General features: G+C 67.3%; 27 protein-coding genes. 12 read left to right on the forward strand and 15 right to left on the reverse strand.

Features of this window, described 5'->3' with window-relative positions:
- The first annotated feature begins 10 nt into the window (after positions 1-10).
- From WHX56_RS08715 to fusA, 3 genes are all read left to right on the forward strand, one after another.
- Complete coding sequence (locus WHX56_RS08715; protein WP_129242416.1) at positions 11-355, forward strand: TIGR01244 family sulfur transferase; 345 nt, start codon at positions 11-13, stop codon at positions 353-355.
- A 98-nt stretch (positions 356-453) separates the two neighbouring features.
- Complete coding sequence (locus WHX56_RS08720) at positions 454-918, forward strand: universal stress protein (protein ID WP_062681247.1); 465 nt, start codon at positions 454-456, stop codon at positions 916-918.
- Between the two features lie 424 nt (positions 919-1342).
- Positions 1343-3454, forward strand: a complete 2112-nt coding sequence (fusA, locus tag WHX56_RS08725; protein ID WP_338881004.1) for an elongation factor G — start codon at positions 1343-1345, stop codon at positions 3452-3454.
- A 7-nt stretch (positions 3455-3461) separates the two neighbouring features.
- On the opposite strand, the gene WHX56_RS08730 is transcribed toward fusA, so the two are convergent.
- Complete coding sequence (locus WHX56_RS08730; protein ID WP_338881005.1) at positions 3462-4418, reverse strand: DMT family transporter; 957 nt, start codon at positions 4416-4418, stop codon at positions 3462-3464.
- Positions 4419-4662: 244 nt separating this feature from the next.
- Here WHX56_RS08730 and WHX56_RS08735 point away from each other — a divergent pair, with 244 nt between their 5' ends.
- Positions 4663-5133 (forward strand): Lrp/AsnC family transcriptional regulator, encoded by a 471-nt coding sequence (locus WHX56_RS08735; protein WP_129242418.1) that lies wholly within the window; start codon positions 4663-4665, stop codon positions 5131-5133.
- A gap of 19 nt (positions 5134-5152) precedes the next feature.
- On the opposite strand, the gene WHX56_RS08740 is transcribed toward WHX56_RS08735, so the two are convergent.
- Positions 5153-5962, reverse strand: a complete 810-nt coding sequence (locus WHX56_RS08740; RefSeq protein WP_129242419.1) for an alpha/beta fold hydrolase — start codon at positions 5960-5962, stop codon at positions 5153-5155.
- A gap of 138 nt (positions 5963-6100) precedes the next feature.
- On the opposite strand from WHX56_RS08740, the gene WHX56_RS08745 reads away from it, so the two are divergent.
- Entirely contained in the window at positions 6101-6598 is a 498-nt protein-coding gene (locus WHX56_RS08745) for a YbaK/EbsC family protein (RefSeq protein WP_287755237.1), read from the forward strand.
- Positions 6599-6636: 38 nt separating this feature from the next.
- Here WHX56_RS08745 and WHX56_RS08750 read toward each other — a convergent pair whose 3' ends face one another.
- The 10 genes from WHX56_RS08750 to WHX56_RS08795 all read right to left on the reverse strand — a co-directional run bounded on the left by WHX56_RS08750 (position 6637) and on the right by WHX56_RS08795 (position 15678).
- The gene (locus WHX56_RS08750) at positions 6637-7449 is read right to left on the reverse strand and encodes an ABC transporter ATP-binding protein (protein ID WP_338881006.1); all 813 of its coding nucleotides are present in this window, start codon (positions 7447-7449) and stop codon (positions 6637-6639) included.
- Positions 7446-8489 (reverse strand): iron ABC transporter permease, encoded by a 1044-nt coding sequence (locus WHX56_RS08755; protein ID WP_338881007.1) that lies wholly within the window; start codon positions 8487-8489, stop codon positions 7446-7448. The genes WHX56_RS08750 and WHX56_RS08755 overlap by 4 nt, the downstream gene beginning before the upstream one ends.
- Positions 8489-9178, reverse strand: coding sequence for a tol-pal system protein YbgF (ybgF, locus tag WHX56_RS08760; RefSeq protein ID WP_287752320.1), 690 nt, complete (start codon positions 9176-9178; stop codon positions 8489-8491). Before ybgF ends, WHX56_RS08755 begins: the two co-directional genes overlap by 1 nt.
- Before the next feature lie 85 nt (positions 9179-9263).
- On the reverse strand, positions 9264-9764 hold the full coding sequence (gene pal, locus WHX56_RS08765) for a peptidoglycan-associated lipoprotein Pal (RefSeq protein WP_062681256.1): 501 nt from the start codon (positions 9762-9764) through the stop codon (positions 9264-9266).
- Positions 9765-9795: 31 nt separating this feature from the next.
- Positions 9796-11118, reverse strand: a complete 1323-nt coding sequence (tolB, locus tag WHX56_RS08770) for a Tol-Pal system beta propeller repeat protein TolB (RefSeq protein WP_129242423.1) — start codon at positions 11116-11118, stop codon at positions 9796-9798.
- Positions 11119-11134: 16 nt separating this feature from the next.
- Complete coding sequence (tolA, locus tag WHX56_RS08775) at positions 11135-12286, reverse strand: cell envelope integrity protein TolA (RefSeq protein WP_338881008.1); 1152 nt, start codon at positions 12284-12286, stop codon at positions 11135-11137.
- A gap of 39 nt (positions 12287-12325) precedes the next feature.
- On the reverse strand, positions 12326-12784 hold the full coding sequence (locus tag WHX56_RS08780) for an ExbD/TolR family protein (protein ID WP_129242425.1): 459 nt from the start codon (positions 12782-12784) through the stop codon (positions 12326-12328).
- The gene (gene tolQ / locus WHX56_RS08785; RefSeq protein WP_129242426.1) at positions 12784-13464 is read right to left on the reverse strand and encodes a protein TolQ; all 681 of its coding nucleotides are present in this window, start codon (positions 13462-13464) and stop codon (positions 12784-12786) included. The genes WHX56_RS08780 and tolQ overlap by 1 nt, the downstream gene beginning before the upstream one ends.
- A gap of 2 nt (positions 13465-13466) precedes the next feature.
- Positions 13467-13889, reverse strand: a complete 423-nt coding sequence (gene ybgC, locus WHX56_RS08790) for a tol-pal system-associated acyl-CoA thioesterase (RefSeq protein ID WP_338881010.1) — start codon at positions 13887-13889, stop codon at positions 13467-13469.
- Between the two features lie 58 nt (positions 13890-13947).
- Entirely contained in the window at positions 13948-15678 is a 1731-nt protein-coding gene (locus WHX56_RS08795; protein ID WP_338881011.1) for a proline--tRNA ligase, read from the reverse strand.
- A 65-nt stretch (positions 15679-15743) separates the two neighbouring features.
- Here WHX56_RS08795 and WHX56_RS08800 point away from each other — a divergent pair, with 65 nt between their 5' ends.
- The 6 genes from WHX56_RS08800 to WHX56_RS08825 all read left to right on the forward strand — a co-directional run bounded on the left by WHX56_RS08800 (position 15744) and on the right by WHX56_RS08825 (position 21771).
- Positions 15744-16316, forward strand: coding sequence for an RNA pyrophosphohydrolase (locus WHX56_RS08800; RefSeq protein ID WP_042796390.1), 573 nt, complete (start codon positions 15744-15746; stop codon positions 16314-16316).
- Positions 16297-16977, forward strand: coding sequence for a response regulator (locus WHX56_RS08805; protein ID WP_062681263.1), 681 nt, complete (start codon positions 16297-16299; stop codon positions 16975-16977). Before WHX56_RS08800 ends, WHX56_RS08805 begins: the two co-directional genes overlap by 20 nt.
- Positions 16974-18506 carry a sensor histidine kinase gene (locus WHX56_RS08810; RefSeq protein ID WP_244235099.1) on the forward strand — a complete coding sequence of 511 codons (1533 nt, stop codon included), beginning with the start codon at positions 16974-16976 and terminating at the stop codon, positions 18504-18506. The genes WHX56_RS08805 and WHX56_RS08810 overlap by 4 nt, the downstream gene beginning before the upstream one ends.
- Before the next feature lie 259 nt (positions 18507-18765).
- A complete protein-coding gene (locus WHX56_RS08815; protein ID WP_129242452.1) occupies positions 18766-19194 on the forward strand; it encodes a tripartite tricarboxylate transporter TctB family protein in 429 nt (142 codons plus the stop codon).
- A gap of 6 nt (positions 19195-19200) precedes the next feature.
- The gene (locus WHX56_RS08820) at positions 19201-20730 is read left to right on the forward strand and encodes a tripartite tricarboxylate transporter permease (protein WP_129242429.1); all 1530 of its coding nucleotides are present in this window, start codon (positions 19201-19203) and stop codon (positions 20728-20730) included.
- A 111-nt stretch (positions 20731-20841) separates the two neighbouring features.
- A complete protein-coding gene (locus WHX56_RS08825; protein WP_338881012.1) occupies positions 20842-21771 on the forward strand; it encodes a glyoxylate/hydroxypyruvate reductase A in 930 nt (309 codons plus the stop codon).
- Here WHX56_RS08825 and WHX56_RS08830 read toward each other — a convergent pair.
- Complete coding sequence (locus tag WHX56_RS08830) at positions 21765-22700, reverse strand: LysR family transcriptional regulator (protein WP_287752328.1); 936 nt, start codon at positions 22698-22700, stop codon at positions 21765-21767. The two genes, WHX56_RS08825 and WHX56_RS08830, sit on opposite strands and share 7 nt — an antisense overlap.
- Before the next feature lie 204 nt (positions 22701-22904).
- Between WHX56_RS08830 and WHX56_RS08835 the strand changes: the two genes are divergently transcribed.
- Positions 22905-23534, forward strand: a complete 630-nt coding sequence (locus WHX56_RS08835) for an FMN-dependent NADH-azoreductase (RefSeq protein ID WP_287752329.1) — start codon at positions 22905-22907, stop codon at positions 23532-23534.
- A 65-nt stretch (positions 23535-23599) separates the two neighbouring features.
- On the opposite strand, the gene WHX56_RS08840 is transcribed toward WHX56_RS08835, so the two are convergent.
- A complete protein-coding gene (locus WHX56_RS08840; protein ID WP_338881013.1) occupies positions 23600-24505 on the reverse strand; it encodes an NAD(P)-dependent oxidoreductase in 906 nt (301 codons plus the stop codon).
- 58 nt (positions 24506-24563) lie between these two features.
- A complete protein-coding gene (locus WHX56_RS08845; RefSeq protein ID WP_338881014.1) occupies positions 24564-26168 on the reverse strand; it encodes a gamma-glutamyltransferase family protein in 1605 nt (534 codons plus the stop codon).
- Between the last annotated feature and the right edge of the window lie 60 nt (positions 26169-26228).

Below are 26228 nucleotides of genomic sequence, written 5' to 3' on the forward strand. Positions count from 1 at the left end.
AGGAACCGTCATGTCCGCACCCATCAAGCCCCTGACCCAGAATTTCGCCGTGGCCCCGCAGCTCGGCCCCGACGATATGGCAGATGTCGCCGCCGCAGGCTACAAGAGCGTCATCATCAACCGTCCCGATTTCGAGGGCGGCCCGGACCAGCCCACCGCCGCGGACGTGTCCCAGGCCGCGCAGGCGGCCGGCCTGCAGGTCGAATACCAGCCCGTCGTGGGCAGCGCCATGACCGCCGCCGACGTGCAGCGCTTCGCCGAACTGCTGCGCACCTTGCCGGGTCCCGTGCTGGCCTACTGCCGCACCGGCACCCGCTGCACCAATCTGTTCGCCGCCAGCCAGCAACTGGGCTGAACGGGCGGTTGACGCGCGTCAAGGATGCCGGGTTCAATTGATGTGAACCTGGCGCGTTTCCGGTAGCATGGAGACTCCTCTCAAACAGGAGCAGGCAGATGTTCAAGAAGATCCTGATTCCCACCGACGGTTCGCCGCTCTCGGCGCAAGCCGCCAATGCGGGTATTTGCTTTGCGCGTTCCGTGGGGGCTGAAATTGTCGCCCTCTACGTGACGCAGCCCTTCGCCGCCACCATCGGCTTCGACGGCATGGCCGCGGCCTATGCCATCACCGACGAAGACTACGAAAAGGCCTCGGCCGAACAGGCCGACAAGTACCTCAAGCAGATCACCGACCGCGCCGACACCGCCGGCGTGAAGTCCGAGGCGCGCGCCGTGTCCAATTTCAATGTCGCCGACGGCATCGTGCAAGCCGCCGCCGACGCCGGCTGCGACCTGATCTTCATCGGCAGCCACGGCCGCAGCGGCCTGTCGCGCCTGCTGCTGGGCAGCGTCACCGCCAAGGTCCTGTCGCTGGCCAGCACCGCCGTGCTGGTGTATCGCGTCAAGGAAGAAAAGAAGTAGCCGCCCGGCTCGGCCCGAGCCGGTCTGCGGCATCCCCTGGCCCCTTCCATGCGAAGGGGCTTTTTGCGTAGGTGCCCGCCACCTCCGTCAAGTGTCTGACACCCCTACGGGACGACGGCACGAATTGCGGCCAAGTGTCTGACACCCCTACGGGACGACGGTACGAATTGCGGCCAAGTGTCTGACACCCGTACGGGACGACAGTACGAATTGAAGCAACGCCCCCCGGGTGTCTGACACCCTCCGCCCACGACCACCCCCCCCACCAGCCCTTTGTATCTTCGCCCGCCGCGCGTAATATTTACGCATCAGCGCGGGCGCGATTTCGCCACCCCCAAGCACTCTACGCGGCATGGCGCCCGCCGCGGCAACGCCCGGTCGGGCTTGCCGTCTTCGCCTGGCGGCTCACTCCAAGGAAGAGGCCATGACTCGCAAGACGCGTATCGAGCTATACCGCAATATCGGCATCAGCGCCCATATCGACGCGGGCAAAACGACGACCACCGAGCGCATCCTCTTCTACACCGGCATCACCCACAAAATCGGCGAAGTGCATGACGGCGCGGCGGTGATGGACTGGATGGAGCAAGAGCAGGAGCGCGGCATCACGATCACGTCGGCCGCCACCACCGCCTTCTGGAAGGGCATGGCCGGCAACTATCCCGAGCACCGCATCAACATCATCGACACGCCCGGCCACGTGGACTTCACCATCGAAGTCGAGCGCTCCATGCGCGTGCTGGACGGCGCGGTCATGGTCTACGACGCCGTGGGCGGCGTGCAGCCCCAGTCCGAGACCGTCTGGCGGCAGGCCAACAAGTACAAGGTGCCGCGCCTGGCCTTCGTCAACAAGATGGACCGGGTCGGCGCCGACTTCCTGCGCGTGCAGCGCCAGATCGCCGAGCGCCTCAAAGGCGACGCCGTTCCCATCCAGTTGCCGGTGGGCGCCGAAGACCATTTCGAAGGCGTGATCGACCTGGTCAAAATGAAGGCCATCATCTGGGACGACGCCAGCCAGGGCGTGCGCTTCGAATACCGCGACATCCCGGCCGCGTTGCAGGCGCAGGCGCAGGAATGGCACGACAAGATGGTCGAGAAGGCCGCCGAAGCCAACGAGACGCTGCTTGAAAAATACCTGTCGGGCGAACCGCTGACCGAAGCGGAGATCAAGCAGGGCCTGCGCATCCGCACCGTCGCCAACGAGATTGTGCCCATGCTGTGCGGCAGCGCCTTCAAGAACAAGGGCGTGCAGGCCATGCTGGACGCCGTCCTCGACTACATGCCGTCGCCCGTCGACGTGCCGGCCATCAAGGGCCACGACGAGCGCGACCGCGAGATCGAACGCCATCCCGCCGACAACGAGCCGTTCTCGGCGCTGGCCTTCAAGATCATGACGGACCCGTTCGTCGGCCAACTGGTGTTTTTCCGCGTCTATTCGGGCGTGGTGAAATCAGGCGACTCCATTTTCAACCCCGTCAAGGAAAAGAAGGAACGGCTGGGCCGCATCCTGCAGATGCACGCCAACGAGCGGCGCGAGATCACCGAGGTCTATGCGGGCGACATCGCGGCGGCGGTCGGCATCAAGGACGTCACCACCGGCGACACGCTGACGGATCCGGCGCACGTCATCATCCTCGAGCGCATGGTCTTCCCGGAACCGGTGATTTCACAGGCCGTGGAGCCCAAGACCAAGGCCGACCAGGAAAAGATGGGCATCGCGCTGGGCCGCCTGGCGCAGGAAGACCCGTCCTTCCGCGTGCGCACCGACGAGGAATCGGGGCAGACCATCATCTCGGGCATGGGGGAACTGCACCTCGAAATCCTGGTCGACCGCATGAAGCGCGAGTTCGGCGTCGAGGCCACGGTGGGCAAGCCGCAGGTGGCCTACCGGGAAACCATCCGCAAGACCTGCAACGAGGTCGAGGGCAAGTTCGTCAAGCAGTCCGGCGGCCGCGGCCAGTACGGCCACGTGGTGCTGAAACTGGAGCCCCAGGAACCGGGCAAGGGCTACGAGTTCGTCGACGCCATCAAGGGCGGCGTGGTGCCGCGCGAGTTCATTCCGGCCGTGGACAAGGGCGTGCGCGAATCGCTGAACGCCGGCGTGCTGGCCGGCTATCCCGTGGTCGACGTGAAAGTGACGCTGTTCTTCGGGTCCTACCACGACGTCGACTCGAACGAGAACGCGTTCAAGATGGCCGCCTCGATGGCGTTCAAGGAAGGCATGCGCCGGGCCGACCCGGTGCTGCTGGAGCCCATGATGCAGGTCGAGGTGGAAACGCCCGAGGATTTCACCGGCAACGTCATGGGCGATCTGTCCTCCCGCCGCGGCATGGTCCAGGGCATGGAAGACATCGCCGGGGGCGGCGGCAAGCTCGTGCGGGCCGAGGTGCCGCTGGCCGAGATGTTCGGCTATTCGACCTCGCTGCGTTCGCTGACGCAGGGGCGCGCGACCTACACCATGGAGTTCAAGCACTATGCCGACGCGCCGCGCCAGGTGGCGCAGGAAGTGATGGCGGCCCACGGCGCGGGCCGCTGAACGCCTCTCAGGCGGGGGCGGCCGCCGGGCCGCCCGCCGCGCGCATGCGCGCCGAGGCCAGCTTCACGCCCAGCAGGATCATCGCGAAGCCGTAGGCATGGAACAGTTGCGGGGCTTCGCCCAGCAGCGGCCAAGCCAGCAGCGCCGCGTAGACCGGCACCAGGAACATCGACAGGCCCGCCGTGGCGGGGCCGGCCAGGCCGATCAGCCGGCCGTACACGTAGTACGCGCCCAGGCTGGGCACCACGGCCAGGAACAGCAGCACCGCGGCCAGGCGGGGATCGGTCCACGGCGGCATGGCGCCGGCCGCGGCTTCGATGGCGGCGAAGGGCGCCAGCGCGAGCACCCCGCCCAGCATCATCGTCGCCAGCCGGGCGCTGTCCGGCACCGCGGGCAGGCTCAGGCGCTTCTGCAACACCGTGTAGAACGCCCAGCCGGTGGCGGCCAGCAGCACCCACAGGTCGCCCTGGCCGAAGTCCAGGCGGGCGAGCGCGCGCGCATCGCCGCGCGACAGCACCGCCAGCACGCCGCACAGGGCCAGCGCCAGGCCCGCGCCGCGCAGGGCCGACAAGGGTTTGCGCCAGATCGCGGCCTCCAGCAAGGCCACCAGGATGGGGCTGCACGAGAAAATCAGCGCGATGTTCGTGGCGCTGGTGGTCTGGGCGCCGATGTACTGCGGCGCCACCGCCACGCCCATGCCCAGCACCGCCAGCGGCAGGAGCGCGGGCAGGCTGCGCCGCAGCGCCCCGCGGTGCGCGCGCAGGGCGGGCGCCGCCAGCGGCAGCAGGATCAGCAGGGCGATCAGCCAGCGGCCGAAGGCGAGGAAGACGGGGGGAAGGCTGGCGTCGTGGGCCCAGCGGGCCGCGACCATATTGGAGGCGAATAGCGCCGGCGCGGTGAATAGCATGGCGGTGCCGGACAGGCCCAGGCCGGATCTTGCGGGTGCTGCTGCTGCGAAGGACATGGTTTCCGGCCGCGCGGATCGGCGCGCGGCATGATGCGTTGGAACTGCCGGCGCCCGCGCCGGGTTGTGCCGCAGCGCCGGTGCCGAAATCCGACGGCCGGGATAGGCGGCCGTCTTGCAGGAAAGTCTACGTGCAGGCGTGGAAAATAGGATTCTTGATTCACGCCAGATTTCGGGATATTGGAAAATATCTATCCGGTAAAATCCAATTTTCAAGAGATACTCTCTTCCGGCCCCGCCTTCCATGTCCGCCACGCCCAAAATCGACGAAACCGACCGCAAGATCCTGCGCGCGTTGCGCGCGGACGGGCGGCTCACCAACCTGAAGCTGGCCGAGCAGGTGGGGCTGTCGCCCACGCCCTGCTGGAACCGCGTCAAGGCGCTGGAGGAAGCCGGCGTGATCGAGGGGTACGCGGCCCTGTTGAATCAGAAGGCGCTGGGGCTGCCGGACACCGTCATGATCGAAGTGACGCTGGAGCACCACGACGACGAGACGCTGGCGCGCTTCGGCGAAGAGATCACCCGCCTGCCGGAGGTGGTCGAGGCCTTTCTCGTCACGGGCGAATACGACTATCTGATCAAGGTGGCCGTGGCGGGCACCGAAGGCTACGAAGCCTTCCTGCGCAAGCGGCTGTACAAGCTGCGCGGCGTGCGCCACAGCCGTTCCACGTTCGTGCTGCGGCGCCTGAAGCACACGCCTTCGGTCGAGCCCTGACGGCGGGCTCGCGCGCGCCCTAGCTTCCGATGAATTCCGCGATGGCGCCGTTGAAGGCGCGCGGATTGCCCAGGTTCATGCCGTGCGACGATCCGGTGATCGTCACCCGGTGCGCCTGTGGCAGCCATTGCGACAGGGCGTCGAGCACGGCGGGGTAGGGCGCGGGGCTCAGCGCGCCGCCGATCAGCAAGGTGGGAAGCTTCAGGGACGCAATCTGCCGCGGGGTCAGCGCTTCAGGCGTTTCCACCGCCTGGCCGAACAGCGTGCCGACGTTGTCGCGCACCATTTCCTTGAACCAGGGCACCATGCGCTGCCAGGTGTCGGGGCCGGTCACGGTATCGACGAACAGCGCCAGGCCCGCTTCGGTTTCGCCTTGGCGGATGAGTTCCAGCGCCCGTTGGCGAAAGCCGCCGCGCAGGTCGTCCTTGCCGGGCAGCGGCAGGCCGGGGTCGGCCAGCGTCAGGCTGCGCAACGCATCGGGCTGCTGCAGCGCCGCTTCCAGCGCGACGCGGCCGCCGCGCGAGTGGCCCACCAGGTGGGCCGGGCCGCCGGCCACGGTATCGATGAATTCCAGCACGTCGCTGGCGTGTTGCTCGACCGAAAAGCCGTCGCCCGCGCCGTCCCAGGTCTCGGGCCAATAGCGGCGCAGGCACACCGCCAGCACGCGAAACGACCGGCCCAGCGGCGCCATCTGCGATTTCCAGTACCGGCAGTCGGACAGGGAGCCGTGCACCAGCACCAGGGGCGCGCCGCTGCCGTATTCGGTGTAGGACATGGCGTAGCCGCCGATCGGCGCGGTTTGCAGGGGCAGGACGGGTTCGGAACGCATGGGATTCGTATGGAAAAGCCAGGCCCGCATTCTAGCCCGGCCCTGCCCGCGGCCGGCGCGGCCCGGCGCTGATACACTCGTTTTCCGACCAGCCGGCCGGCGGTTCGCGCCGGCCCTTCCAGAACGGAGCCTGTCCCGATGTCCCCCGAATCCCTTGCCGCCTTGCCCGAATCCGCCCAACGCGTCGCCCGCCTGCTGCTGGAACTGGGGCACGACAAACCCGTCGTCGTCCTGCCGCAAACCGGCAAGACCTCGGCGGAGGCCGCGGCGGGGCTGGGCTGCGAAGTCGCGCAGATCGCCAAGTCCATCATCTTCCGGCGGGCGTCGGACGATGCCCCGGTGCTGGTCATCGCCAGCGGCGTCAACCGCGTGGACGAGGCCAAGGTGGCTTCGCAGGTGGGCGAACTGGCCAAGGCGGACGCCAGGTTCGTGCGCGACATGACCGGCTACGCGATCGGCGGGGTCTGCCCGATCGGCCACACGGTCAAGCCGGTGATGCTGCTGGACGCGGACCTGTTCAACTACGACAGCCTGTGGGCGGCCGCCGGGCATCCCCATGCGGTGTTCAACCTGACGCCGCGGCAACTGGCGGACATGACCGGCGCGCCGGTCGCGGACGTGGCGCAGCGCGCCTGAACGCGGGCGCCCGCTTCATGCCTCATGGGCGGCCGGCGTCAGCGCGGGTGCGCCTCCAGGCCGTCGATCAGCACCTGCCGCAATCCGCGCGAGCAGGTTTCCACGCGTCCCCGCACGCCGTAGACGGCCGCCAGCGAGGCGGGGGTGATCACCTCGGCGGGCGCGCCCGCCGCATACAGCCGTCCGTCATGGATCATGACCGCCCGGTCCGCGTGCTGCAGGGCCGCGTTCAGGTCGTGCAGCACGATGAGGCTGATGAGGCCGTGCTCCCGTGTTTCCTGCTTCAGCAGGCGCATCACGTGGAACTGGTAATTCAGGTCCAGGGCCGACAGCGGTTCGTCCAGCAGCAGCACGCGCGGATGGCGGACCAGGGCCTGCGCCAGCCCCACCAGTTGCTTCTGTCCGCCTGACAGCGCGTCCAGGTAGTGCAGCGCCAGGTGGGCGATGCCCAGCCGTTCCAGCAGCCGCTCGATGGCCTGCGGGTCGGCGGACGCCGCCGCGTCGCCGCTGGCCTTGGCCGCCACCAGCACCGATTCGAACACCCGCAGGTGCACCGCGGCGGGCAGGCTCTGGGGCAGATAGACCACGTGGCGGGCGCGCTCGCCGAAACTCTGGCGGATCAGGTCCTGCCCGCCCAGCGTGGCGCTGCCCGTCCGGGCGCGGACCAGGCCCGCCAGCGCCTTGAGCAGGGTGGATTTGCCGCTGCCGTTCGGGCCGAGCAGGGCGGTGACTTCGCCGGCGGCCAGCGCCGGGATGGTCAGCCCATGCAGCACGTCCCCGCGCCCATAGCCGGCGGCAAGCCCGTTCACGGCCAGCGCCATCGATGGCGCGGTATCGGCAGGGCGCGTCATGGCAGTTGCCGCCGCAGGACGACCGACACGAAGAACGGAATGCCGACCAGCGCGGTCACGATGCCCACGGGCACGACCACGCCGGGCACGAGGTTCTTGGACACGATCGACGCCAGCGACAGGATCACCGCGCCCACCAGCGCGCTGCCCGGCAGGTAATAGCGGTGGTCCTCGCCGAACAGCCGCCGCGCGATGTGGGGCGCCACCAGTCCGATAAAGCCGATCGTGCCGACGAAGGCCACGGCCAGCGACGACAGCAGGCTGACCCGCGCCAGCGCCGCGACGCGCACGCGGCGCACGTCCACGCCGAAGCTGGCCGCGCGGTCCTCGCCCAGCCGCAAGGCGGTCAGTTTCCAGGACTGGCGCATGGCCAGGGGCAGGGCCAGCCCGAAAGCGGCCGCCAGCACGCCCACGGACGCCCAGCCGGAACGCGACAGGCTCCCCATGGTCCAGAACACCAGGTTCTGCAGGGCTTCGGCGCTGGCCATGAACTGCACCAGCGACACCAGCGCGTTGAAGGTGAACAGCATGGCGATGCCGAACAGCACCACGGCCGAGGTATTCATGCCGCCCCATCGGGTCACCGCGTCGAGCAGCAGCGCCGCCAGCATCGCGAACAGGAAGGCGTTGCCCGCGATCAGCCATCCGGCGGGGAGGCCCGGCACGCCCAGTTGCAGCACGATCGCCAGCGAGGCGCCGAAGGCGGCGGCGGAGGACACGCCCAGCGTGAACGGGCTGGCCAGCGGATTGTTCAGGATGGTCTGCATCTCGGCGCCCGCCAGCCCCAGCGCCATGCCCACCAGGGCGGCCATCAGGGCGGAGGGCAGGCGGATTTCCCACACGATGACCCGGTAGGTCGGGTCGGCGGAGGCGGGGGACGTCAGCGTGCGCCAAAGATCGCGCCACGGCAGGCCCGAGGGCCCCACGGTAAAGTCGACCAGCAGCGCCAGGAAAATCGCCGCCAGCAGCAGGGCGATCAGCCCTGCCCGGCGGCGCAGGATATGCCGGTAGGCGGCAACCGCGCTGGCGGTTGGCCGCATTACTGCAGCAACTGCAGCCGGCTCTTGGCCGTGCCGGCGGCCGGCGTGGTCGGGTAGTCGCGGACGATGCGCTGCAGCGTCGCCTTGGCGCCGGCGCGGTTGTTCAGTTCGATCTGGCTGCCGGCGATGACGAGCAGGGCGTCGGGCGCGCGGGCGTTGTCGGGCGACTTCTGGACCATGGCGTTCAACTGGTCGATGGCGCCCTTGAAGTCCTTCAGCGCATAGCGGCTGCTGCCCAGGTAGAACTGGGCGCTGGGAGCGAGCTGGCTGGCGGGGTACAGCGCGGTGAACGCGGCCAGCGATTCGGACGCGTCCTTGTACTGGCCCTTGCGGAACAGGTCGATCGCGCCGTCGTAGGCGGCTTGTTCCTGGGGATCGCCGGCGGAGGCGCCTGGCGGGTTGGCGCTGCCGGCGGCGCCGCCCGGCTTGGCGCTGGGCTGCTGGCGCGACACCAGTTCGAGCTGGTCGCGCAACTGGGCGACTTCCTGCTGCAGGGCCTGGATCTGGTCGGCCAATTGCAGCTTGGCGCGCTGGCTTTGCTCGTTCTGCTGCTGCACCTGCTGGCGCAGATCCAGGATGGCCCGGCGGGCCTCATCGTCGGAAAAAGCATGGGCCGGGGCCGTCAGGGCCGCAAGCACCAGGCCAGTGGCCACAATCAGGGGACGCAGGGACAGAACGTTATCGCGCATGAAAATTCCCGGGTAAAAAAACAAACGTCGGGACGGCCGGCTGACCGCCCCGACGCGTGGTAGGGCTCTCGACTATACGGAGATTTTAGCGGCGATAGACAATATCGGCGCGGCGGTTTTCCGCAAAGTCGGCTTCCGACGTACCGGTCGCCTTCGGCTTTTCTTTACCAAAGCTGATGGTTTCGATCTGGTTGTCGCTGACGCCCAGCAAGGTCATCATGCGGCGCACGGCGTCCGCGCGGCGCTGGCCCAGGGCCAGGTTGTATTCAGCGCCGCCGCGTTCGTCGGTGTTGCCTTCGATCTTGATGGTCTGCTGCTGGTGCGAGGCCAGGTACTTGGCATGGGTTTCGACCAGGCCGCGGTACTGATCCGACACCGTGTAGCTGTCGAAGTCAAAGTATACCGAGCGCTGTTGCGCCAGGATGCTTTGGGGGTTGAAGGGATCAAGGATCTGGCCGGAGGCCGAGGATCCTTGGCCAGCGCCTCCGCCCTGACCCGCTTTATCGTCGAGAGGGACGGAGCTGCAAGCTGCCAGGGTGGCAGCCAGAGCGGCGATGGTTAGGCTTTTGGCAATGCGCGACTTCATGATAGTTCCTTTGCAAAGAGAGTCACACGTGTTATCGGGTAAATGGGCCCCAAGTCGGTTCACGTATTTCCCCGTTCAGTACCGAAAGCGTCTGCCGTACGCGGCCATCGCTCGAGACACCCGCAAGCACGCTACGGCCATTTTGGATGGCGGCGTAAAGGACTTGCATGCCATTTGGCGCAAAGCTCGGGGACTGATCGTCACGACCATCAGTCAGCAAGGTCTCGGCGCCTGAGGACAGGTTCAACGACGCGATTCGAAACGCGCCGTCGCGTCTTGCAACGTACAGCAGCGTCGATCCATCGGGGGAAATTCGGGGTGAGATGTTGTAACCACCATTAAACGTGAGGCGGCGTGCTTCGCCACCACTCGAGCCGGTCTGATAGATCTGCGGCCCGCCGCTGCGGTCACTCGTAAAGATAATGGATGCCCCGTCCGGCGTAAAGCTCGGTTCGGTGTCGATACCGGGAGAACGCGTAACTCGGGTCGGATTGGAGCCGTCGGACGCGCCGACGATGTAAATTTGCGACAAACCATCGCGGGTCAGCGCCACCGCCAGCTTGGAGCCGTCGGGCGACCAGCCGGGCGCGCTGTTGTTGCCCTTGAAGTTGGCGACCGGCGCGCGGGCGCTGGAGGCCAGGTTGTGCACGTACACCACCGGCTTGCCGGATTCGAAGCTGACGTAGGCCAGCTTGGAGCCGTCGGGCGACCAGGACGGGGAAATGATGGGCTCGCGCGAACGCAGGGCCACTTGCGGATTCTGGCCGTCGGCGTCGGCCACCTGCAGTTCGTAGGTGGCGCCTTTCTTCAGCACATACGCGATGCGGGTCGAGAACACGCCGCGAACGCCGGTGATCTTCTCGTAGATGCGGTCGGCGATCTGGTGAGCCACGCGGCGCAGCTCTTGTTCGGTGCCCGAGAACGCCACGCCATCCAACTGGCCCTTCTTGACGGTGTCGGCAAGGCGGTAGCGGACGTCGTAGCGGCCGTCGGCGCCGCGCGAAATGCTGCCGTAGGCGATGAAGTCGGCGCCCTTGGCGCGCCAGTCGTCGTGGGCGATGGGGGAGTCCACGTTCAGGCCGGAACCCGCGGCGTTGATCAGGCGGAACTGGCCCGTGCGGGTGAGATCGGCGCGGATCACGTCGGCCAGGGCGCGGCCATGCGTGTCATCGACGGCGAAATCGGCGATCGCCACGGGATACTGGGTGGCACCGGTGCCCGAGATATCGACGCGCAACTGCGCCTGGGCGGGTTTCATGGCCATCAGGCAGGCCAGCGCGAGCATCAGCAGGCCGAGTCCATACGATCGCCAGAGAGCGAGCTGGGGTACTCGTCGGCTATAAGCGGGAGTCATATTCTTCAATCTCCTGTCAATCATACATTCTGTACACAACATCGATAATGGGTTCGTAGCGGCCCGTCGAGGGCTTCGGGAAGGGGTTGCAGCGGCGGATGCCGGTTTCGACCGCGCGGTCGAAGCCGGCATTGCCCGAAGAACTGGTCAACGTCACGCCGTTGACTTTCCCGTCGGAACCTAACTGTACCCGGTATTGTGCCGTGGGATTTTCCGATCCGCTGCGGGGCGGGGGCGGATAAGCCACCCCCGGTTGCACGCAGGCGCGGACCTTGGCGCCATAGCCGCTGTCGCGTCCGCCGCCCGCCTGGTTGCGGTCGGCGGTGCCGCCCGGAATGCCCGCGGCGCCCAGGGCGTCGTTGCGGAACGCGTCCTTCAGCGCCTTGTCGGCGGCGGCCTTCTTGGCGGCATCTTCCTTCGCCTTCTTCTCGGCCGCGGCCTTCTTTTCGGCGGCAACCTTCTCGGCCGCCGCTTTTTCCTCGGCGGCCTTGTCGGCGGCGGCCTTTTCGGCAGCCGCCTTTTCCGCGGCGGCCTTCTTGGCGGCGTCTTCCTTGGCCTTCTTCTCGGCGGCCGCCTTGTCGGCGGCGGCTTTCTCGGCCGCGGCCTTCTCCGCGGCAGCCTTCTCAGCGGCGGCCTTCTCAGCGGCGGCCTTTTCGGCGGCCTGGCGTTCCTGCTCCAGGCGCTTCTTCTCTTTCAGTTCGGCCTGCTTGCGCTCTTCCTCGATGCGCGCCTTTTCCTTGGCGGCTTCGGCGGCCTGACGCGCCTTTTCCTCTTCTTCGCGCTTCTTCTTGGCTTCCTGAAGCGCGATCTCGGGGTCGACTTCCTCGGTCTTGGGCTGAGCCTGGGGTTCGGGCTCGGGAGGAGGAGGCGGCGGCGGAGGGGGCGGCGGCTCGGGCGCCTTTTCAGGTTCGGGCTGCGGCTCGGGCTTGGGTTGCGGCTTGGGAGGTTCGGGCTGGGGCGTGGGCGGAGGCGAGACGGGCGAATTGCCGTCCGCCCAGAGTTCCACCTGCACGGGGCCGGGGTTCTCCGAGCGCCAGTTCACGCCAAAGATCAAGACGATCAGCAGCAGCACGTGCACCGCCACGGCCAGGAGCAATGCCTTCCGGTTGTCGTGGTTGGGCGGGGGGGCCGGGGGGCCGCTGCGGTGTCGGATTATGGGTGGCGTCATGAGCGTTGCATGCCGGCGGCGCCGGCGGAAGGCGTCGCGTTAGCGTTTTTTCGCGGGTGCGGGCTGGGGGGCGCCGGAGGATTGGTCCACCAGCAGACCCAGGCGGGTGATGCCGTTGGTGCGCAATTCGTCCATGACCTTCACCACCGTCTCGTACGGCACTTTGCCGTCGGCGGCGATGACCACCGGCGTTTCCGCGGTAATGCGCGAGCGCACTTGCGCCACCAGTTCGGGGCGCGCGATGTCCTGCGGGGTGGCGCCGGGTTCGCGCATGCGCAGGGCGACCTTGCCGTCTTCCGAAATCTGGACTTCCAGCGGCTTGACCGGCACCTCGGAGGCGGCGCCCACCGAGGGTAGCTGGATCAGGCCGGGCGTGATGAGGGGAGCGGTCACCATGAAGATGACCAGCAGCACCAGCATCACGTCGATGTACGGCACCACGTTGATGTCGGCCTTCATGCGGCGGCCGGACCTGCCGCGTGAGCTTACCGAGGGCATTAGCGCACCTGCCGTTGCAGAATGTTCAGGAATTCATCGACGAAGCTGTCGAAACGGATCGAGATGCGGTCGATATCGTTGGTGAAGCGGTTGTAGGCGACGACGGCCGGGATGGCGGCGAACAGGCCGATGGCGGTGGCGATCAGCGCTTCCGCGATGCCGGGGGCCACCGAGGCCAGGGTGGCCTGCTGCATGTTCGACAGGCCGATGAAGGCGTGCATGATCCCCCAGACCGTGCCCAGCAGGCCGATGTAGGGCGACACGGAGCCGGCCGAGGCCAGGAAGTTCAGGTGCGACTCCAGCGCGTCCATTTCGCGCTGGTAGGCGGCGCGCATGGCGCGGCGCGGGCCGTCCAGCACGGCGGTGGCGTCGCCGGAGGCGTTGCCGCGGCGGGCCTTCAGGAATTCGGTCATGCCGGCATCGAAGATGCGGGCCAGCGCGCCCTGTTCGTCGCGGCGCGAGGCCACCGCCTGCTGCAGCATGGACAGGTCGCCGCCCGACCAGAAATCGTCCTCGAAACGGCGGGTCTGGGCATGCGCGCGCTTGATGGCCAGACGCTTGGCGAAGATGTAGGTCCAGGACATGATCGAGATGCCCAACAGCATCAGCATGATCAGTTGGACCGGCACGCTGGCGTGGGTAATCAGCGAAAGCAACGACATGTCGTTGGTGACTTGCATGGTTATTCCTGAATGAATTCCAGTTTGGCGCGAACGTCAGCCGGCAATTCCGCCGGCCGCATGTGAATGGCATCGACGCAGCAGACTTGGATGTTGCCTTCGGCAAGCAGTTCCCCGTCGCGCTCCGCGCGCTGCGCGAAGTGTATCGAAGCGCGGCCCAGTCGTGTGACCCGGCTGCGTATGGTAAGCAAATCGTCCAGCCTGGCGGGTTTCCGGTACGACATGTCCAGCGCGCGGACGACGAACAGCCGTTGCTCGCTGGCGGCCAGGCCGGACTGGCTGACTCCCAGGTCGCGCAGCCACTCGGTGCGCGCGCGTTCCAGGAATTTCAAGTAGTTGGCGTAGAAAACCACTCCGCCTGCGTCCGTGTCCTCGTAGTAGACACGGACTTGCAGGACGGATTCGGGGGACTTCGGGTCGGTCACGATACAGATGGGCAGATTTCGGGGGCGGGACGCAGGAAGTCCGTAGTTACTGCAAGGTTTACAGGGTGTCGAGCTTCGTCAGCACGGCTTCCAGCGCGGACTCTACCGGAATCTTGGCCGCTTCGGTTTCCCGACGGGCCTGCAATTCCACCACACCATCGTTCAGGCCGCGTTCTCCAACTGTTACACGCAGCGGCGCGCCGATCAATTCCCACTCGGCGAACATCACGCCGGGGCGGGCATCGCGGTCGTCCAGGACGACGTCGACGCCCCGCGCCAGGAGGGATTCGTAGAGTTTCTGGGCGGTGTCACGCACGGTTTCACTTTTGCCCCAGCCCACCGGGCAGATGACCACCTCGAAAGGCGCGATCGCGCGGGGCCAGATGATGCCGCGGGCGTCGTGGTTCTGCTCGATGGCGGCGCCCACGATGCGGGTCACGCCGATGCCGTAGCAGCCCATTTCCAGCACCGCCGGCTTGCCGGTCTCGTCCAGGAAGGTGGCCTTGAGGGCTTCCGAGTACTTCTTGCCCAGGTAGAAAACGTGGCCCACTTCGATGCCGCGCTGGATGGAAAGGGTGCCCTTGCCGTCCGGGGAGGGGTCGCCGGCGACGACGTTGCGCAGGTCGGCCACCAGTTCCGGCTCGGGCAGGTCGCGGCCCCAGTTCACGCCCTGGATGTGGAAGTCTTCCTTGTTCGCCCCGCAGACGAAGTCGGCCATGTTGGCCACGGTGCGGTCGGCGATGACGTGCACCGGACGGGCGGTCTTGACCGGGCCCAGGTAGCCGGGCTTGCAGCCGAAGTGCTCGACGATCTCGGTTTCCGTGGCGAAACGGAAGCCGGCCAGGCCGGGCAGCTTGCCCGCCTTGATTTCGTTGAGTTCGTGGTCGCCGCGCAGCAGCAGCAGCCAGATGTCGACCCGGCCCTTGTCGCCGTCGGTGGCCAGCACGATGGATTTGATCGTGCGTTCCAGCGGCAGGCCCAGCAGGCGGGCCACGTCCTCGCACTTGGCCGCGCCCGGCGTGGGCACGTCGGCCATGGCCTGGGCGGGCTCGGCGCGGGTGGCGTACAGCGCGGGCGCCTCGGCCAGCTCGATGTTGGCGGCGTAGTCGGATTCGGCGTTGTAGACCAGCAGGTCTTCGCCGGTGTCGGCGATTACCTGGAATTCGTGGCTGCGGGTGCCGCCGATCGAGCCCGTGTCGGCCGCCACCGCGCGGAATTCCAGGCCCAGGCGGCCGAAAATGCGCATGTAGGCGTTGAACATGATGTCGTAGCTGCGCTGGGCGCCGGCTTCGTCGCGGTCGAAGGAATAGGCGTCCTTCATGGTGAATTCGCGGCCGCGCATCAGGCCGAAGCGCGGGCGGCGCTCGTCCCGGAACTTGGTCTGGATGTGATAGAAATTCAGCGGCAGTTGCCGGTAGCTGTGGATTTCATTGCGGGCGATGTCCGTAATGACTTCCTCGGACGTGGGCTGCAGCACGAAATCGCGCTGGTGCCGGTCTTTGATGCGCAGCAGTTCGGCGCCGTACTGCTCCCAGCGGCCCGACTCCTGCCAGAGTTCCGCCGGCTGGACCACCGGCATCAGGAGTTCGATGGCGCCCGCGGCGTTCATCTCTTCCCGGACGATGGCCTCGACCTTGCGGATGATCTTCAGCCCCAGGGGCATGTAGGTGTAGATGCCGCCCGCGAGCTTGCGGATCATGCCGGCCCGGGTCATCAGTTGGTGGCTGGCGACTTCGGCCTCGGAAGGGGCTTCTTTGAGGGTGTTGATGTGGTAGTTGGATGCGCGCATGTTTAAAGGTGGCAGCAGATACGTATAATCGACCGTAATTGTATTGAATTCGGTGGGGGTGGCCCATGCTTGACCGCGAAGGCTACCGCCCCAATGTCGGCATCATTCTCGTCAACGGTAGAAACGAGGTCTTTTGGGGCAAGCGTATCAGGGAACATGCCTGGCAGTTCCCCCAGGGCGGCATCAAATATGGCGAAAGCCCGGTGCAGGCCATGTATCGCGAACTCCATGAAGAGGTGGGCTTGAAGCCCGAGCATGTCCGTATTTTGGGGCGTACACGCGATTGGTTACGTTATAACGTGCCCGATCACTTCGTCCGGCGTGAGTGGCGTGGCCACTATAAAGGACAAAAACAGATTTGGTTCTTGTTGCGCCTGGTGGGACGTGACAGCGACGTTTGCCTGCGCGCGACGCAGCATCCGGAATTCGATGCCTGGCGCTGGAGCCAGTATTGGGTGCCCCTGGACGCCGTGATCGAGTTCAAGCGCGATGTCTATACCCAGGCGTTGAACGAGTTGTCGGCTATCCTCTTTCGGCGTCACCACGAAACCCGCTACTTGCGCCAGCGGGTGCATGGGCAGCGGGCGGCAGAGAATTTGCCCGAAGGAACGGACGGTCATGCGCATATTGTTGGTTGAAGACGAACGGGACATGGCGTCCTGGCTGATGCGCGCGCTAGCCCAGAGCGGGTTCGTGCCGGATCACGCGGCGGACGCCCGGACGGCCGAGGCCTTCATGGCGGGCACCGAGTACGACGCCATCGTCATGGACCTGCGCCTGCCCGACAAGCACGGGCTGGTGGTCCTGCGCGAAATGCGCAACCGGGACGACCGCACGCCGGTGCTGCTGCTGACCGCCCAGGGCGCCCTGCAAGACCGCGTGCGCGGCCTGAACCTGGGCGCGGACGACTTCCTGACCAAGCCGTTCGCGCTGGAAGAACTGGAAGCGCGGCTCACCGCGCTGGTGCGCCGCAGCCGCGGCCGCCAGCATCCGCGCCTGCAATGCGGTTCGCTGTCCTACGACAGCGAAAGCCGCGCCTTCACCCTGGACGGCTCCCTTTTGTTCCTGACGCCGCGCGAACACGCCGCCCTGGCGGCGCTCTTGACCCGCAGCGGCTATCCGGTGGACAAGTCCCAATTGTTCGGCAAGGTCTTCACGCACGACAGCGAAGCCAATCCCGACGCCATCGAGGTCGTGCTGCACCGGCTGCGCAAGAAGCTGGCGGGCAGCGACGTGCGCATCGTGACGGTGCGGGGGCTGGGCTACATGCTGGAAAGCGTCGCCAGCGAGTCGGCTTGAGCTTGCGGATACCCGGGTTGCCGCGCGTCGGCATTCGCGCGCTGCTCATCATCCTGCTGCTGCCGGGCGTGGTGGTGCTGCTGGTCGTGGACAGCCTGAACGACTACCGCACGCTGGCCGAAATCACCAACGAGGCCTACGACAGCGCGCTGGTGGAGCCCGCCCGCGTCCTGGAAAGCAGCCTCGAATTCACGCCCGACGGCAAGCTGCAGGTCGCCACGCCGCTCTATGCGCAGGTGATGCTCGAATCCCGGGCGGGCCTGCGCAAGTACTTCCGCATCGAAGAAATCGATCCGCCCCTGCCGGACGGTTCGCCGGTGCCCACGGACCCGGGAAAGACCCTGCTGGGCATGCCGGAAATGCCGCGCCCGCCCAACTGGCCGCGTTCCAATGGCCAGCCCGTTTTCTACGACAGCGTCTACCGCAACGATCCCGTGCGGGTCGTCTCGGTGGTGCGGGACCTGTACTACCAGGGGCAGCACCGCCAGGTGCTGGTGGTCGTGGCCGAAAGCACCGGCAAGCGCATCGAGGCCGAGAACCGCGCGCGGCGCCAGGAAATCCTGCGCGATACCCGCATGCTGGCGCTGGTGGTGCTGCTGGTCTGGTGGGGCGTGTCCTGGGCGCTGAAGCCGCTGCGCCGGCTGCGCAACGATATCCGGGGGCGCCGCCCCGACGACCTGACGCCGCTGGACGCGTCGCGCGTGCCCAGCGAAGTGGCCCCGCTGGTCGACGCCGTCAACCACCACATCGCCCGCTACCGCCGGGTGCTGGACGAACAGTCGCACTTCCTGGCCGACGCGTCCCACCAATTGCGCACGCCGCTGGCCATCATGCTGACGCAGGCGCAGTATGCGCTGCGCGAACGGGATCCGGCGCGGGCGCAGGAAGGTCTGCGCGGCATTGTCGACCAGTTGGGCCGCACCCGCCGCCTTACCGAACAACTGCTGTCGCTGGCGCATGCCAACCAGGCCGACCCGTTGCCGCGCCAGTTGCTGGACATGAACGCCGTGTCGCGCGAAGTGGTGCTGCAATACCTGCCGCTGGCGCACGAGAAGCAGCAGGACCTGGGGTGGGTGCAGGCCGGCTCCGAAGAAGGGCAGGAGACGCCCGTGCCGGTCTCGGGCAACGAGGCCGAACTGCACGAGGCGCTTTCGAACCTGGTGCACAACGCCATCCACTACGCGCCCGTGGGCGCTCGCATCACCGTGTCCGTCTGCCGCGAGGAAAACCGCGCGGAAGTCGCCGTGTCCGACAATGGCCCGGGGCTGGACCCGGTCCTGCGCAAGCGCGCGTTCGCGCGTTTCGAACGGGTCGGCACGGACAAGCCGGTCGCCTCGTCGGGCTCGGGCCTGGGGCTGGCGATCGCCCGCGCCTACGCCCGCCGCAACGACGGCGACATCGAACTGCGCGACGGCGAACCCAACGCGCAGGGGGGCGTCGGCCTGTCGTCCGTGCTGTGGCTGCCGCTCGCCTCGACCGTCTCGCAGTATCCGCGCCCGCTCGAAGTCGAGCTCAAGGGCGACCAATAATCCCCGCAAGCCGCTTTCACCACCGCTTACACATGAGATCCGCCTTCCGGTCAGGGATTACCCCTGGATTCAGGAAGGCGACAGCGCACAGAAAGCGAATTCGCAGCTTCCTTCCGTAATCTGCGCTCCGGCCTGTCGACAGAGGCCGGGTGGCGTCCGTCCGGGGCGGCACATCGAGGGCCGGCATGTGCCCTGCATCAGGAAGGAGGATGAAGTGCAAAAAACAATCAACAGGAAGGACTATTACGGCGGAGCGCTGATGGTCCTCATCGGGCTGGGGGCGATCTACGGCGGGACCGACTATCACATCGGGACGTTGAGCCACATGGGCCCGGGTTTCTTTCCCGCGGCGCTCGGCGGCCTGCTGGCGTTGACGGGGGCGCTGATCGCGATATCGGCGCGTTCGGGCGGGACGGCCGCGCCGGCGCCCGGCGACGGCCACGCCCACGGGCTGCCGGACCTCCGCGGCGGCGTCTGCATCCTGCTGGGCATCCTGGCCTTCCTGGCCCTGGGCCACTACGGCGGCCTGCTGCCCGCCACGTTCGCCATCGTATTCATTTCCGCGCTGGGCGACCGCAAGAACACGATCAAGCAGGCGTTCCTGCTGTCGATCGCCATGGCCGCGATCGCGGTCGTCGTTTTCTGGTGGGCGCTGCAATTGCAGTTGCCGCTGTTTCGCTGGGGTTGAAGCACCATGATTTCCCAATCCTTGATGGACCTCTGGTACGGCTTCGGCGTCGCCTTCCAGTGGCATAACCTCATGTGGTCGTTCTTCGGCGTACTGGTGGGCAACCTCATCGGCGTGCTGCCCGGCATGGGCGCCCTGTCGGCCATTTCCATCCTGCTGCCGCTGACCTATGTGATGCATCCGGTGCCCGCCATCCTGATGCTGGCCGGCATTTTCTACGGCTCGCAGTACGGCGGCGCCATCGGCGCGATCCTGCTCAACCTGCCTTCGCATCCGCCCCACGCGGTCACCTGCCTGGACGGCTATCCGCTGACCAAGCAGGGCAAGGGCGGGACGGCGCTGGGCATCACGATGATCTGCTCGTTCTTCGCCGCCTCGGTGGGGATCATCGTCATGATCTTCGCCTCGCCGCTGCTGGTGGAAGTGGCCTTCAAGTTCGGTCCGACCGAAATCTTCTCGATCATGCTGCTGGGGCTGCTGGCGGGCGCGACGATGTCCCGCGGCTCGCCGCTGAAGGGCGTGGCGATGACCTTGTTCGGCCTGATGTGCGGCGTGGTGGGCACGGACGTGAATACGGGCACCATCCGTTTCTCGTTCGGCCTGCTGGACCTGTCGGACGGCCTGGAACTGGTGGCGATCTCCATGGGCCTGTTCGGCGTGGCCGACTTCCTGATGAGCGTCAACCGCATGAGCATCATCGGCAGCGGCGCGAAGCTGCGCCTGAAGGACATGCGGCCCAGCAAGCAAGAACTCAAGACCGCCTTCTGGCCCATGGTCCGCGGCACCGCGGTGGGCACGCTGTTCGGCGCCATGCCCGGGACCGGCCCCACCATCACCACGTTCGTGGCCTACGCGCTGGAGCGCAAAATCTCCAAGACACCGGAGAAGTTCGGCACCGGCATGATCGCCGGCGTGGCCTCGCCCGAAGCGTCCTCGCACTCCAAGACGCAGGTGGACTTCATTCCGACGATGAGCCTGGGCATTCCGGGCGACGCCGTGATGGCGTTGATCCTGGGCGCGCTGCTGATCCAGGGCATCCAGCCCGGCCCGCAACTGATCACCGAGCATCCGGACATCTTCTGGGGCCTGATCGCCAGCTTCTGGGTGGGCAACGTGCTGCTCATGGTGCTGAACGTGCCGCTGATCGGCGTGTGGGTGAAACTGCTGCAGGTGCCTTATCGCTACCTGTTCCCGTCCGCGCTGTTCTTCATCGCGGTGGGGGTGTTCAGCACGCAGAACAGCCTCTTCCAGATCTGGGAAGTGCTGGCCTTCGGCGTGATCGGCGCCATCCTGATGACCCTGGAGTTTTCCGTGGCCCCCATCCTGCTCGGCTTCGTGCTCGGGCCGATGGTGGAAGAGAACTTCCGCCGCGCGCTGCTGCTGTCGCGCGGCGACCTGGCGGTGTTCGTCGAACGCCCGATCAGCGCCTGGTTCATCGCCGCGAGCGCCTTGCTGATCGCGCTGCAGGTGTGGGCGTTCTTGCGCCGCGGCCGCAACAAGGGCGGGGACAAGCCCGAAGTGCCGCAGACAGCCTGAGCGGGTATCCCGTCCCTCCCGAACACGGCCCGGCCTTCGCCGGGCCGTTTGATTTGTGGCGCGGCATCCCTCATGCTTGAGGTTCCCTGGGTTCCGCACATGAATGCCGCCATGCACATACTTTTCGCCTGTCCTCACCACGATCCCGACGCCTGGGTCCCGCGCCTGGCGGCCGCCATGCCCGGCTGCCGCATTTCGGTATGGGATCCCGACGGCCCGCCCTCGGGTGCGGACGTCGCCCTGGTCTGGCGCCCGCCGGCCGAACTCTTCAAACACGAGACCGGCCTGACGACGCTGTTCAACCTGGGCGCGGGCGTCGACGCCTTGCTGAAAATGCCCGAGATCCCGTCCCACGTGCGCATCGTGCGCCTGGAAGACGCGGGCATGGCGGTGCAGATGGCCGAATACGCGCTGTATGCGCTGCTGCGCGTCTCGCGCGATTTCGAAGCCTTCGACCATGCCCAGGCGCGCCAGCATTGGGACACCCGCGAAGGCAGCCGGCCGGCCGATTGGCCGGTGGGCGTGCTGGGGCTGGGGCAGGTGGGCCTGCGCGTGGCGCAGACCCTGGCCGACTTCGGTTACCCGGTGGCGGGCTGGTCGCGTTCGCCGCGCGACGTCCCCGGGGTCGAATCCTTCGCGGGCGTGGCCGCGCTGCCGGCGTTCCTGGCCCGCACGCGATTCCTGGTGAACGTCCTGCCGCTGACGCCGGATACCGTCGGGATCCTCAACCGCGATACGCTGTCGCGGCTGCTGCCCGGCGCCCATCTGGTCAACGTGGGGCGCGGCGAGCACCTGGTCGAGGACGACCTGGTCCAGATGCTCGAAGAAGGCGAGATCGCCGGCGCCACGCTGGACGTCTTCCACACCGAACCCTTGCCGCGGGACCACCCGTTCTGGCACGACGCCCGGGTGCACGTGACGCCCCATATCGCGGCGCGCACGCTGCGCGACGAAAGCATCGCGCAGATCGCGGGCAAGGTCGCGCAGTTGCAGCGCGGCGAGGCGATCAGCGGCGTGGTGGAGCGCTCGCGCGGCTATTGAGCCGCCGGCGCCGGCGCCTTTTCCAGCCGCTGGTACATGGAGGGCAGGCGCTCCGACAGGAAATCGAGCAGGGCGCGCACGGCGGGCATCATGCCCCGCCGCGACGGATAGATGCAGTGCACGATCCCTTCGGGCGACTGCCACTGCGGCAGCACCGGCACCAACTGGCCGCGCCGCAATTCCTCGTGGGTCGCGATCGAGGGCAGCAGCGCGATGCCCCGTCCGCGCACCGCCGCTTCGGTCAGCACGATGAAGTCATTGCAGGATAGCTGAGGCTTCAGTTCGATGTGCACTTCTTCGCCCTTGTCGTTGCGCAGCGGCCAGCGCACTTCGTGCTGCGGGTCGCTGAAGCTCAGCGTGGTGTGGGTGGCCAGATCCTGCGGCGTGTCGGGCACGCCGTGGCGTTGCAGGTATCCCGGGCTGGCGACCAGCGTGCCGCGCGCCGTGCCGAAGTGGCGCACCACCAGTTCGGCGTCCGTATCCAGCTTGGTGCGCACGCGCAGCGCCAGGTCCACGCCCTCGCGTATCAGGTCCACGCGGCGGTTGGTCACCAGCAACTGCACGGATATCGCCGGCCAGGCGTCCAGGAACTCGGGCAGCAGCGGCGCCAGCACGTCCTGCGCGATCGAGACCGGGCAGCTTACGATCACGGGCCCGCTGGGCTCCGACTGCAACTGCCGCATGGCCTCGTCGGCCGCGCGCGCGGACGCCGCCATTTCGCGGCAATAGTGCAGATAGCGTTCGCCGGCGGAGGTCAGGCGCAGCCGGCGGGTCGTGCGTTGCAGCAGGCGCACGCCCAGGCTTTCCTCCAGGTGCGAGATCCGGCGCGACAGCCGGGATTTCGGGATGTCCAGCGCCCGCGCCGCGGCGCTGAAGCCGCCTTGCTCGACGACTTGGGAAAAATAGTAGAGGTCATTGAGATCTTGCATGATTGTTCTATACCTGGAACGAACAGTTCATCATAACCCTATTTATGTGAACAATTAACCCGTCTACAGTGGCGCCATGCATACGGCATCAGCCCACGCCAATCCGGCGGCAGGCCAAGCCCGCCGGCCTGTTCCGGCATCGGGCGCGGCGCTGGCGGATGCCCGCCGCCCGCGACGCGCGGGCCCCCACTGGAGAAATTTGCAATGAAGACCCTGGTAATCCTTTCCTCGATTCTCGGCGACCGTTCCAACAGTAAGCAATTGGCCGATCACCTGATTGCGCGCGTCAAGACCGCCAATCCGGCCGCGGCCGTCAAGGTGCGCGACCTCGGCGCGCAGCCCATCCCGTACTTCGACGGCAACACCGCCGGCGCGCTGTTCACCCCGGCCGACGCGCGCACCGTCGAGCAGCACCGCATCGTCGAAATGAGCGACGCGCTGATCGCCGAACTGATGGAAGCCGACCGCATCGTCTTCGCCGTGCCGGTCTACAACTTCAACCTGCCCGCGCAATTCAAGAGCTACCTCGATCATGTCGCCCGCGCCGGGGTCACGTTCCGTTATACGTCGGAAGGCGTGCCCGAAGGGCTGATCAAGGGCAAGCAGGTCTTCGTGCTGACCGCCCGCGGAGGCAAGGCCGAAGGCACGCCGTCCGACACGCTGACGCCCTATCTGCGCCAGATGCTGGGCTTCCTGGGCATGGACGACCTGACGTTCGTCGCCGCGGAAGGCATGGCCATGGGCGAAGTCGCGGCGCTGGAAGGCGTTGCCCAGGCCAGGCAGCGCATCGACGCGCTGGTGTCCGGCGCGGCGCCGGCCAGCCTGGCGGCGTAAGCTTCCCGGCGCAAGCGCAGAAAAGGCGAGCCGCGAGGCTCGCCTTTTTCTTGCCCCGCCGGCGCTCAGCCGCGCAGGCGCTTGATCAGGCTGGACGTATCCCAGCGGTTGCCGCCCATTTTCTGGACATCGCCGTAGAACTGGTCCACCAGGGCGGTCAGGGGCAGGCGCGCGCCGTTGTGGCGGGCCTCGGCCAGCACCAGCCCGAGGTCCTTGCGCATCCAGTCCACCGCGAACCCGAAGTCGAACTTGTCGTCGACCATGGTGCCGCCGCGGTTCTCCATCTGCCAGCTCTGCGCCGCGCCCTTGCTGATCACGTCCAGCACCAGCTTCATGTCCAGGTCGGCCGCCTGGCCGAAGGCGATCGCTTCGGACAGCCCCTGCACGACGCCGGCGATGCAGATCTGGTTGACCATCTTGGCCAGTTGGCCGGCTCCCGGCGGCCCGACCAGCGTCACGGCGCGGCCAAAGCTCTGCGCCACCGGCTTGATCGCGTCGAACACGGCCGGCTCGCCGCCGCACATGATGGTCAGCGCGCCGTTGACCGCGCCCGCCTGTCCGCCCGACACCGGAGCATCCACGAAATTCAGCCCCAGGCCCTTGGCTTGCGCGTAAAGCTCGCGAGCCACGTCGGCCGACGCGGTCGTGTGGTCGACGAAGACGGCGCCCGGCGTCATGCCCGCGAACGCGCCGTCCGGCCCCAGCACGACACTGCGCAGGTCGTCGTCGTTGCCGACGCAGGCGAAGACGATCTGCGCGCCCGCGACGGCTTCGCGGGGCGTGGCCGCGCTCTTGCCGCCGAACTCGGCCACCCAGGCCTGGGCTTTCGCCGGCGTGCGGTTGTAGACGGTGACGTCGTGACCCGCGCGGGCCAGATGGCCGGCCATGGGCAGGCCCATCACGCCCAGTCCGAGGAAAGTGACTTTCTGGGCTACAACCGCGTCGTAGCTCTTGGTACCGATCGTTGCCATGCAGGGAACTCCGCTCTATGAGGGTAAGGTCAGTCTGAGGACACTAACCTTAACGCAATCAAAAGCCCGCGGCGAGCCCATCCCGGCGGCTGTCGCTCGCGCAGACGTAGCCGTCCACGGCCGGATCGCCCACGCGCCAGATGAACTGGCCCGAGCCGAAGTCCATGTAGGGGTCTTCCAGGCCTTCGAGGACGTGGCCCCGCGCACGCAGGCCCTGGGCCACGGACGGGGCCAGGCCGGCCTCCACGTCCACCGCCAGTCCATGGTTCCATTTCCAGCGGGGCGCGTCGCAGGCGGCCTGCGGCTGCTGGCCGTAGTCCAGCATGCGCACGAGCGTCTGCACCTGCCCCTGGGGCTGCATATTGCCGCCCATGACCCCGAAACTCATGACGGGGGCGCCGTCGCGCATCAGGAAGCCGGGGATGATGGTGTGGAAAGGCCGCTTGCCGCCGGCCACCGCGTTGGGGTGGGCGGGGTCGGCGCTGAAGCAGTGCCCGCGGTTCTGCAGGCTGACGCCGGTGCCGGGCACCACCACGCCCGAGCCGAATCCCATGTAGTTCGACTGGATGAAGCTCACCATCATGCCGTTCCTGTCGGCGGCGGTCAGGTAGACCGTGCCGCCCTGCGGCGCATGGCCGCTGTCGAAGGCCTGGGCGGCAGCGGGGTCGATCAGGCGCGCGCGCTCGGCCAGGTAGCCTGGCTGCAGCATCTGTTCGGGCGTCACGCGCATGTGGCGCGCATCGGCCACGTGCGCGTAGACGTCGGCGAAGGCCAGCTTCATCGCTTCGATCAGCAGGTGCTGCGTGTCGGGATGGTCGACGGGGCGGGCCGCCACGTCGAAGTGCTGCAGAATGCCCAGGGCGATCAGGGCGGCGATGCCCTGGCCATTGGGAGGAATCTGGTGCAGCGTATGGCCGCGGTACGACTGGCCTATCGGTGACACCCATTCCGGCGCGTAGTCGCGCAGGTCCGCCAGCGTCAGCGCGGCGTCGTGCGCCTGGGCATGCGCCACCAGCTTGTGGGCCGTTTCGCCTTCATAGAAATCCCGTCCGCCGGTGGCCGCGATGCGCTTGAGCGTGGCCGCGGCCCCTTGCAGGACGAAGTGCTCGCCGACCTGCGGCGCGCGGCCGCGCGGCAGGAAATGGTCCGCGAAGCCGGGTTGCGGCTGTAGCGCATCGGCCTGCGCCGCCCATTTCTGCTGCACGACCGGAGACACGGCGAAGCCGCGTTCGGCGTATTCGATGGCCGGTTCGAGGACGTCGGCGAACGCCAGGCTCCCCAGCTTTTCGTGCAGGGCGGCCCAGCCGGCCACGCAGCCCGGGACGGTCACGCTGTCCCAGCCCCGGGCCGGGATCAGGCCCTGGTGCCTGCGCCGGAAATAATCGATGTTCCAGGCCGCGGGAGCCGTGCCGGATGCATTCAGCCCGTGCAGCTTCGAGCCGTCCCAGACGATCGCGAAGCAGTCCGATCCCAACCCGTTGCTGACCGGTTCGGTCAGGGCCAGCGTGGCGGCCGCCGCAATCGCGGCGTCGACCGCATTGCCGCCTCGCGCCAGGATCCGCAGGCCGGCCTGGGCCGCCAGCGGTTGCGAAGTGGCGACGACATTGCGGGCGAACACTGGCCGGCGGGTGCTGGGGTAAGGGTTGTTCCAGTCGAAATTCATCTCGAATCATCGCGTGGGGTAAACCCGTAGCTTAACGTAGAAGACCGGAATCGTAGAACA

It is taken from the genome of Achromobacter veterisilvae (assembly GCF_037619525.1).
Classification (GTDB): Bacteria; Pseudomonadota; Gammaproteobacteria; order Burkholderiales; family Burkholderiaceae_B; genus Achromobacter; species Achromobacter veterisilvae.

Bases quoted from the DNA above. Each gene is read 5' to 3' on its own strand.
- WHX56_RS08715 (WP_129242416.1), top strand. From the start codon at position 11: ATGTCCGCACCCATCAAGCCCCTGACCCAGAATTTCGCCGTGGCCCCG.
- WHX56_RS08720 (WP_062681247.1), top strand. From the start codon at position 454: ATGTTCAAGAAGATCCTGATTCCCACCGACGGTTCGCCGCTCTCGGCG.
- fusA (WP_338881004.1), top strand. From the start codon at position 1,343: ATGACTCGCAAGACGCGTATCGAGCTATACCGCAATATCGGCATCAGC.
- WHX56_RS08730 (WP_338881005.1), bottom strand. From the start codon at position 4,418: ATGTCCTTCGCAGCAGCAGCACCCGCAAGATCCGGCCTGGGCCTGTCC.
- WHX56_RS08735 (WP_129242418.1), top strand. From the start codon at position 4,663: ATGTCCGCCACGCCCAAAATCGACGAAACCGACCGCAAGATCCTGCGC.
- WHX56_RS08740 (WP_129242419.1), bottom strand. From the start codon at position 5,962: ATGCGTTCCGAACCCGTCCTGCCCCTGCAAACCGCGCCGATCGGCGGC.
- WHX56_RS08745 (WP_287755237.1), top strand. From the start codon at position 6,101: ATGTCCCCCGAATCCCTTGCCGCCTTGCCCGAATCCGCCCAACGCGTC.
- WHX56_RS08750 (WP_338881006.1), bottom strand. From the start codon at position 7,449: ATGACGCGCCCTGCCGATACCGCGCCATCGATGGCGCTGGCCGTGAAC.
- WHX56_RS08755 (WP_338881007.1), bottom strand. From the start codon at position 8,489: ATGCGGCCAACCGCCAGCGCGGTTGCCGCCTACCGGCATATCCTGCGC.
- ybgF (WP_287752320.1), bottom strand. From the start codon at position 9,178: ATGCGCGATAACGTTCTGTCCCTGCGTCCCCTGATTGTGGCCACTGGC.
- pal (WP_062681256.1), bottom strand. From the start codon at position 9,764: ATGAAGTCGCGCATTGCCAAAAGCCTAACCATCGCCGCTCTGGCTGCC.
- tolB (WP_129242423.1), bottom strand. From the start codon at position 11,118: ATGACTCCCGCTTATAGCCGACGAGTACCCCAGCTCGCTCTCTGGCGA.
- tolA (WP_338881008.1), bottom strand. From the start codon at position 12,286: ATGACGCCACCCATAATCCGACACCGCAGCGGCCCCCCGGCCCCCCCG.
- WHX56_RS08780 (WP_129242425.1), bottom strand. From the start codon at position 12,784: ATGCCCTCGGTAAGCTCACGCGGCAGGTCCGGCCGCCGCATGAAGGCC.
- tolQ (WP_129242426.1), bottom strand. From the start codon at position 13,464: ATGCAAGTCACCAACGACATGTCGTTGCTTTCGCTGATTACCCACGCC.
- WHX56_RS08795 (WP_338881011.1), bottom strand. From the start codon at position 15,678: ATGCGCGCATCCAACTACCACATCAACACCCTCAAAGAAGCCCCTTCC.
- WHX56_RS08800 (WP_042796390.1), top strand. From the start codon at position 15,744: ATGCTTGACCGCGAAGGCTACCGCCCCAATGTCGGCATCATTCTCGTC.
- WHX56_RS08805 (WP_062681263.1), top strand. From the start codon at position 16,297: ATGCGCATATTGTTGGTTGAAGACGAACGGGACATGGCGTCCTGGCTG.
- WHX56_RS08815 (WP_129242452.1), top strand. From the start codon at position 18,766: ATGGTCCTCATCGGGCTGGGGGCGATCTACGGCGGGACCGACTATCAC.
- WHX56_RS08820 (WP_129242429.1), top strand. From the start codon at position 19,201: ATGATTTCCCAATCCTTGATGGACCTCTGGTACGGCTTCGGCGTCGCC.
- WHX56_RS08825 (WP_338881012.1), top strand. From the start codon at position 20,842: ATGCACATACTTTTCGCCTGTCCTCACCACGATCCCGACGCCTGGGTC.
- WHX56_RS08830 (WP_287752328.1), bottom strand. From the start codon at position 22,700: ATGCAAGATCTCAATGACCTCTACTATTTTTCCCAAGTCGTCGAGCAA.
- WHX56_RS08835 (WP_287752329.1), top strand. From the start codon at position 22,905: ATGAAGACCCTGGTAATCCTTTCCTCGATTCTCGGCGACCGTTCCAAC.
- WHX56_RS08840 (WP_338881013.1), bottom strand. From the start codon at position 24,505: ATGGCAACGATCGGTACCAAGAGCTACGACGCGGTTGTAGCCCAGAAA.
- WHX56_RS08845 (WP_338881014.1), bottom strand. From the start codon at position 26,168: ATGAATTTCGACTGGAACAACCCTTACCCCAGCACCCGCCGGCCAGTG.